Source organism: bacterium, assembly GCA_028821235.1.
GTDB lineage: Bacteria > Actinomycetota > Acidimicrobiia > Spongiisociales > Spongiisociaceae > Spongiisocius.
On record JAPPGV010000131.1, the window covers coordinates 1 to 2845 of the forward strand.

Consider the following 2845-nt stretch of genomic DNA (forward strand, 5'->3'; position numbering starts at 1 on the left):
GTGCGGCGGTAGGCGACGATCACGACCGTGGTGTCGATCCTCCAGAGGCCGGCGAGGATGGCGGCCTCGACCGCGGGGTCCACCGCGGAGGTGGCATCGTCCAGCACCAGGAGGCGCGGGTGGCGGACGAGCGCCCTGGCGAGGGCTACCCGTTGCCGTTGGCCGCCCGACAGGGCAGCTCCGCGCTCGCCGACCTCGGTGTCGTAACCCTCGGGGAGATCGAGGATGAACTCGTGGGCCTGGGCGAGGCGGGAGGCCGACTCGACCTCCTCATCACTGAACTCGTCGCCCAGGGTGATGTTGTCCCGGACGCTCGTATCGAACAGGAACGCCTCCTGGAAGACCAGGGCGGCGCCGCCTGCCATGGACTGCCGGGACAGATCGGGGAGGGCCGCGCCGTCCAGCCGGATGGTGCCCGAGTCCGGGTCGAACAGGCGCACCAGAAGCTGGGCGACGGTCGACTTTCCCGAACCGGTGGGGCCGACCAGGGCGACGGTCTGGCCGGCGGGCGTGACGAATGAGATGTCCTCCACCCCCCGCCGGTCGCCGTTCTCGGGCAGGGGAAGCTCCGGTGAACCCGCATCTACAGGTTGGTCGCCGAGGTCGCTCAACCCGGTCTCCGGGTGCAGGTACGAGACTTCCTGCGCGGTGGCGGAGGCGCCGCCGCTGCCCCGACCATCGTGGTAGCCGTAGACGAAAGTGTCGGGATCGTTGAGGACCGCGTTGATCCGCTGCTTCCCGACCACCGCGGCGGGCAACAGGCCCAACAGCCAGGCGAAGATACGCATCGGCATGGCGATCAGACGGAAGAGGTAGGCGAAGGTGACCAGAGTGCCTGCCGTCATCAGCCCCTGGTCCACCCTCCACGCCCCGACCGCGGCGACCGCCAGCACGCCGACGGTGGGGAGCGCCTCCATGATGGGATCGAAGACGGCCCGTATCCGGCCCATCTGCACCATGTCGTACCGGAGCCGGTTCGCGAGGCCACCGAAGCGGCTGGTCTCGATCTCCTCCCTGCCCAGTGTCTTCACGACCAGGGCGGCATCGAACGACTCATGGGCGGCCTCGGCGACCTCCGCCCGGGTGCGCTGCGCCGCCGCGGCCGCAACCCGCATCCTCCGCTGGTAGAAGATGTTGTTAACCATGATGGCCGGCCCGATCAGGAAGCCGACCACGGCGAGGAAGGGGTCGGTAAGCAGGAGGAGGGCCGCGGTGATCGTCAGCATGAGTATCACCCCGAAGGCCATGGGAAGGGGCGCCGCGATCTGGGCGGCGGCCTCTGTGTCGGAGCCCACGTTGGAGAGGAGCTGGCCGGTGGGGTGGCGGCGGTGCCATTCGATGGGAAGCTCCAGGTAACGGTTGGTGACATCCACCCGGTCGCGCTGCTCCAGCCGGTACATGGCCAGGTAGGCGGCGTACCTGCGGACAGCGAGGCCGGTGCCCTTCACCGCTCCCAACGTCAGCAGGATCAGCGTCATCACCACCAGGGAGGCGGTGGTCACGTCGCCACGGCGGGCGGCGGGGATCAGAACGCTGTCGGTGGCCCAACCGATCGCGTACGAGAAGGCGATGGTGCTCACCGAGTGGACGGCGGTGAATCCGAACCCGATGGCGAACTCCCGGGGTGCCCGGCGAACCTGTTCGACTATCAAGCGGTAGCCGCGTCCGAGGATCTTGCGCTCGGGCTGGCGGGCTTCCTCGATGACGGTGTCCGCGGTCATGCGCTGGTTCCGTCGGCGAATCCACCCCGGCCGTGGGCCAACGCCACCGCTGCATGTAGGGCCATCCCGGCGGCCATGGCGGTTTCGTCGAAGACGACCCGATTGGAGTGATTGCCCGGAACCCGGCCCGGCTCGAGCCCGGGCGGGCAGGTGCCCAGGTAGGCCATCGTTCCCGGTACTTCGTCCAGCACGTACGAGAAGTCCTCACCTCCCATCGACGGCCACGGTGGCTCGCCGACCGAGTCCGCGCCGAGGGCCTGGCAGCCAACGGTGCGGACGAACGCCGTGTAGCCGGGGTGGTTGACCGTTACGGGGTAGCCGACGCCGAATTCGACCTCCGCCTCGACGCCGTGGGCGGCGGCGACGTTGCCGGCGACCCTGTGGAGGATGGAGTGGAGCTCGGTCCGGGTGGTTTCAGACAGAGCCCGGACGGTGCCGAGCAGCCGGGCTGTTTCGGGGATCACGTTGTGAGTGGTGCCCGCGTCGACCCTGGCGAAGGTGATCACGCCCGGCTCGAATACGTTGATGCGGCGGGTTACAGCTGTCTCGACCGCCAGGATGATCTCGGCGGCCACGGGAATGGGGTCGAAGGCCAGGTGGGGAGCGGATGCGTGACCCCCTTTGCCACGGATGGTGATAGCGACCTCGTCGGTGGCGGCCATCTGCGGCCCGGCGCGAAACCAGACCGTGCCGGACGGATACAGGTTGGACACGTGCAGGGCAAAGGCCCCGGAAGGCCGCTCACCGGCCGTGTCGAGGAGGCCTTCCTCGAGCATGAGCCGGGCACCGAAGAAACCTTCCTCTCCCGGCTGGAACATGAATAGCACCGAGCCGGCCAACTCGTCCCGCCGGGATGCCAGGAGACGGGCTGCTCCCGCCAGCATGGCGGCGTGCATGTCGTGGCCGCAGGCGTGCATGAAACCGGCGCGCTCGCTGGCGAATGGCAGGCCGGTCTCCTCGGGAACGGGGAGGGCGTCCATGTCGCCCCTGAGGAGGATGGTCGGGCCCGGACGGGTGCCCCGGAGCACCGCCGCCAGCCCGCTGGTGGTCTCGTGCTGGGTGACTTCGAGCGGAAGCGACTCCAGCTCGTCGAGCACCAGGGCGCGGGTGAGGGGGAGGTGGTT

The 2845-nt window shown here is 69.1% G+C and carries 2 protein-coding genes; both read right to left on the reverse strand.

Going from position 1 to position 2845, the window contains the following annotated elements; genetic code table 11:
* Nucleotides 1–1721 (reverse strand): ABC transporter ATP-binding protein (locus OXK16_13820; GenBank protein ID MDE0377022.1); only part of this gene is annotated, 1721 nt, incomplete at its 3' end.
* Nucleotides 1718–2845 (reverse strand): M20 family metallopeptidase (locus OXK16_13825; protein MDE0377023.1); only part of this gene is annotated, 1128 nt, incomplete at its 5' end. The genes OXK16_13820 and OXK16_13825, both read right to left, overlap by 4 nt.